Here is a 4,789-nt window from a genome sequence, read left to right on the forward strand (position 1 = left end):
GCTGTACTCTTTTCTGTTAAATAAGCAACTCCAGGAGTTGGAATAACTCCAACAAAATCTATATTTATTCCCATAGAGTTTAATCCAGCTGTGAGCGCTGATCTTAACATATACCCTGATCTTCTTGTATCAGATCCCATTATTACTCTAATTCTTTTTTTATCTGGATATTCCTTTTTTAAAGTATACCCTAATGCATATCCTAATTTTAATGCTAACTCTACAGTTAACTCCTTGTTAGCTTCTCCTCTTATTCCATCTGTTCCAAAATATTTTCTCATTTTAATACTCTCTCCCTTCTAAGTTGTAATTTTTCACATATGTACCCTGTTATTAACCCTGAAACGCATCCCATAAACAAAAATCCCCAAATAAATATGAAAATTGATTTACTCATAATACTAATACTTCTAAAAAGCAAAAAGTAAACAACTATAAGTTGTGTTAAATTATGTACAAAAGCTCCTGCTATACAAATAGCAATCAGCGATAGATTTTCTCTATATCTAAATAATAAAATGGTCAAGAGGGTACTAGCCCCTCCTGAAATTAAACTTATTATAAAGCTTGGTGAAAAAAGTGTTCCTAACATCATTCCTTGAATAAAAATCCGAAGCAACAATATCTCTATTGCCATCTTCTCATCAAATTTTTCTAAAGCTATTATTGTTGCAATATTAGCTAATCCAAGCTTCATCCAAGGAAATGGTTTTGGAATTAAAGTTTCTATCAGTGATAAATAAAGAGCTAATAGCACAAATGCCGTTAGATATCTCCTTCTTTTATCTGTCATACTACACCTTTAAGTCAGTATTCATTCCTAATAGTTCTTTATTCTTTTCAAGAATAGGATTTACTTCTGTTTCTAAGAAGTCTACTACTTGTGCTGGAGCAAATCCAATAAAGTTTTTAGGGTCTAAAATTTCCATTAATTTTTCTCTATCTATATCAAAAGATAAATCATTAATAATTCTTTCAATTAAATCATTTTCTAATCCTTCAACTTTAACTTGCTTTCCTGCTTCCATTGAATGAACTCTTATTAACTCATGAAGCTCTTGTCTATCTCCACCTTTTTTTACACCTTCCATTATTATATACTCTGTTGCCATAAATGGAAGTTCTGCCATTATATGCTTTTCTATCATCTTAGGATAAACTACTAATCCTTCTAATATATTTTTCCAAATGATTAATATTGCATCTACAGCTAAAAATCCTTGTGGTAATGCTAATCTTTTATTTGCTGAATCATCAAGAGTTCTCTCAAACCACTGAGTTGATGCTGTCATAGCAGTACTTTGTTGTAACGCTATTACAAACTTTGCTAAAGAAGATATTCTTTCACTTCTCATTGGATTTCTTTTATAAGCCATTGCAGATGATCCAATTTGGCTCTTTTCAAATGGTTCTTCTATTTCTTTTAAATGTTGTAACAATCTTAAATCATTTGTAAACTTATGAGCAGACTGAGCTATATTACTTAATAGATTTGATATTTCAGAATCGATTTTTCTATCGTATGTTTGACCTGTAACTAAAAATCTTTTATTAAAGCCCATTTTTTCTGCAACTCTTTCATCTAATTCTTTTACTTTTTTATAATCTCCGTTAAATAACTCTTGGAATGATGCTTGTGTTCCAGTAGTTCCCTTTACACCTCTAAATCTTAAAGTATCTTGTCTAAATTCTAGCTCTTCTAAATCTAAAATTAAACTTTGTAACCAAAGTGTTGCTCTTTTACCAACTGTTGTTAATTGTGCAGCTTGGAAATGCGTAAATCCTAATGTTGGTAAATCTTTATATTCATTAGAAAACTTTGCTAATCCATCCATAACATTAATTAATTTTTTCTTTAAAATATTTAAAGCTTCTTTTATTTGAATTAAATCTGTGTTATCTCCAACATAAGCACTTGTTGCTCCTAAGTGAATTATTGGCATAGCTTTAGGTGCTGCTGTTCCAAATGTATGTACATGGGCCATTACGTCGTGTCTAAACTTTTTCTCCATTTCATCTGCTAGTTCATAATCAATATTATCTATATTAGCTTTCATTTCTGCTAATTGTTCCTCTGTAATGTCAAGCCCTAACTCCTTTTCAGTTTCAGCTAAAACATACCATAATTTTCTCCAAGTTGAAAATTTAAATTTTGGTGAAAATATTTCTAGCATCTCCTTTGAGCTATATCTTTCTGCTAAAGGATTCGAATAAATTTCTTTGTTCATTATAAGTTTTCCTCCTAAATATATATTAATTTCTTTCTAGCGACATCAAAATTGCTGTTTCTCCATTAGGATAATAATTTTTTCTTTTTCCTACACTTACAAATCCTATTTTTTCATAAAAATATCTTGCTATTTCATTACTTTCTCTAACTTCTAAAAATAAATTTTGCTCCCAATTATTTAAATAAAAATTTATTAACTGTTCACCTATTTTCTTATTTCTAAACTCTTTTTTTACAGCTATCTTCATTATTTCATAAAGATCGTATGAATCATGCAAAATTAAATATCCTTTTACATCTTCATCAAAAACTAAAATCTTATATTCTTTTTTATTTACCATATCTTTTAAAGTTTCAAAAGTATAGTAACTTTCTATAAATATTTCTTGTTCTAATAAATTAATTTTTTTTAATATCTCTTCATCATGCTTATTAATTTCTATAATCATTTATTTTAATAGTCCTATTCTATTTAATGGCCAAAATCTTACAAGAGCTTTCCCTTTAATTCTGCTATCTTTTACAAATCCCCACATTCTTGAATCATAACTACCATTTGTATTATCACCTAAAGCTAAATAATAATCTTCATCTAAGGTTTTTGTCACTGTTTCACCTTTTAATAATTTATTTAAAACCTCTTGGTCATGTATAAAATCAAGTATCATTCCTGTTGGTACTCCATTTACTAAAAATTTTACATCTGGTAATAGTTGAGACACATAAGCTCCATTCTCTTTTAAAAGACTCTGAACTTTCGCTACATCAATATTTTCTTTTTCAAATGTATCATTATAATTTTGTCCAGGTTCAATTGTTATTATATCCCCCTTTTTAGGAACTATCCATTCATTGTAACTTAGCTCTCCTAAAGGAGTATACTCTCTATCTGATATCTTCTTTCCATCTATAAATAATCTATCGTATTTTATTTGTACTTTTTCTCCGGGTAATCCCATTAACCTTTTAGTATATAAAACTTTATCCTCAATAGGTTCTTTAAAAACAATTATATCTTCTCTTTCTGGAGCTTTAAAATTATATACTACCATATTTCCAAAAAGTCTATCTTTAGGAACAATAGTTGGTATCATTGATCCAGTTGGTACTAAAAAATTTCCTATGTAGAATTTTTGAATAATTAAAACTAAAATTAGTGCACTTCCTAAACTTTCAACTAATTTAATAGTTTTTCTTAAAATCTTTTCAGATGTTTTCCCATTTAAATTAAATTTATTAACAAGGTAATCTTCAAATATGGTTCTTTTTTTATCTATTTTAGCAACAATCTTTTTTTCTTTTACAAATATGTATATAAAAAATGCTGTTAAAATTACATAAAATATTGTATTTAAAATTATATTCTCTCTGCTCATAAATCCACTCCTCTAGTCAATTTGTTTATATTTTAACACAAAAAAAAGAAAAAAGCTAAGGAATTGTTCTTCCTTAGCTTTAGAAATCTTACTTTCTGATCTCTTTGATTCTTGCTTTCTTTCCAGAAAGTCCTCTTAAGTAGTAAAGTTTTGATCTTCTTACTTTTCCGATCTTTAAAACTTCGATCTTATCGATCATTGGTGAGTTCATAGGGATAATTCTCTCTACTCCAATTCCACCAGTTACTTTTCTTATTGTGAAAGTCTTAGCGATTCCTCCACCATTTACTCTAATTACAACACCTTCGAATAACTGTATTCTCTCTTTGTTACCCTCTACAACCTTGTAGTAAACTCCGATAGTATCTCCAGCTTTGAATTCTGGAATGTCGTTTCTTAAGTAGTTTTGCTCTACTAATTGAATTAATTTTTCTTTCATTTTAGCCTCCCTGAATATTCATTTAATATTCCATTAAAGCGGAATATTCGTTTTAATAACTATATAAGTGTATCATAAAATATTAACTTTGTCAATTTAGAAGATTAAAATTTGAAATTAAAGTTTAATATTGGTAATACTTCAAAAAGTTCACTATTATCTGCCATGTTTACTAGTCCTATTTGTAAACCTTGTAAGTTTTCTGCCATATTTACAAATCCTAATTGTAAACCTTTTATTTGATTAGCTTTATTAAAGAAACCAAACTGCACTCCTGTTCCAGTTCCTGTAAAGTTAGCTCCTCCTACTTGAACACCTTTTGTGTTATGTTCAACCATGTTAATTAATCCAAATTGAACTCCAGTCATATTTCCACCAACACTATTAAATGTTAATGGTAAAAAGAACCAACCTAATTTTGCTCCTTCGAAATTCCCCTCAGTTCTATCATAAAAAGATCCTATTGATAACCCTTTAAAATTTTGTTTTTTATTAGCTATTATATTTACATCTAATCCCTCTACATTTTGATTTTCAGTATATATAAGACCTAATCTTACACCTTTTACACTTGTTGATGGTCCATTTAGTTGTGTTGGTGACAATAACCCTAATTCTAAGCTCTCTGCTCCAAAAGAAGCTAATGATAATCCTAATAATCCTGTTACTAATTTCTTCTTCATTCAAATCCCCTTTAAAATTTTTAATTCTTTTTTTACAAAAAATAAAAAAATGGCGCTTCTT

6 protein-coding genes and 1 pseudogene are annotated in these 4,789 nt (G+C 28.5%); all 7 read right to left on the bottom strand.

What is annotated here, in order from left to right:
* Nucleotides 1-281, bottom strand: a pseudogene (locus tag HMPREF0202_RS15550) (phosphoglucosamine mutase); the annotation flags it as partial.
* Nucleotides 278-793 (bottom strand): Gx transporter family protein, encoded by a 516-nt coding sequence (locus HMPREF0202_RS13010; RefSeq protein WP_023051184.1) that lies wholly within the window; start codon nucleotides 791-793, stop codon nucleotides 278-280. The pseudogene HMPREF0202_RS15550 and the gene HMPREF0202_RS13010, both read right to left, overlap by 4 nt.
* Before the next feature lies 1 nt (nucleotide 794).
* Nucleotides 795-2,228: an adenylosuccinate lyase gene (gene purB / locus HMPREF0202_RS13015; RefSeq protein ID WP_023051185.1), complete on the bottom strand. Its 1,434-nt coding sequence runs from the start codon at nucleotides 2,226-2,228 to the stop codon at nucleotides 795-797.
* A gap of 25 nt (nucleotides 2,229-2,253) precedes the next feature.
* Complete coding sequence (locus HMPREF0202_RS13020; protein ID WP_023051186.1) at nucleotides 2,254-2,679, bottom strand: GNAT family N-acetyltransferase; 426 nt, start codon at nucleotides 2,677-2,679, stop codon at nucleotides 2,254-2,256.
* A complete protein-coding gene (gene lepB / locus HMPREF0202_RS13025; protein ID WP_023051187.1) occupies nucleotides 2,680-3,606 on the bottom strand; it encodes a signal peptidase I in 927 nt (308 codons plus the stop codon).
* Nucleotides 3,607-3,694: 88 nt separating this feature from the next.
* Nucleotides 3,695-4,045 carry a 50S ribosomal protein L19 gene (gene rplS / locus HMPREF0202_RS13030; RefSeq protein WP_023051188.1) on the bottom strand — a complete coding sequence of 117 codons (351 nt, stop codon included), beginning with the start codon at nucleotides 4,043-4,045 and terminating at the stop codon, nucleotides 3,695-3,697.
* Nucleotides 4,046-4,149: 104 nt separating this feature from the next.
* The gene (locus HMPREF0202_RS14875; protein WP_023051189.1) at nucleotides 4,150-4,728 is read right to left on the bottom strand and encodes an LA_2272 family surface repeat-containing protein; all 579 of its coding nucleotides are present in this window, start codon (nucleotides 4,726-4,728) and stop codon (nucleotides 4,150-4,152) included.
* Between the last annotated feature and the right edge of the window lie 61 nt (nucleotides 4,729-4,789).

The sequence above is a fragment of the Cetobacterium somerae ATCC BAA-474 genome (assembly GCF_000479045.1).
Classification (GTDB): Bacteria; Fusobacteriota; Fusobacteriia; order Fusobacteriales; family Fusobacteriaceae; genus Cetobacterium_A; species Cetobacterium_A somerae.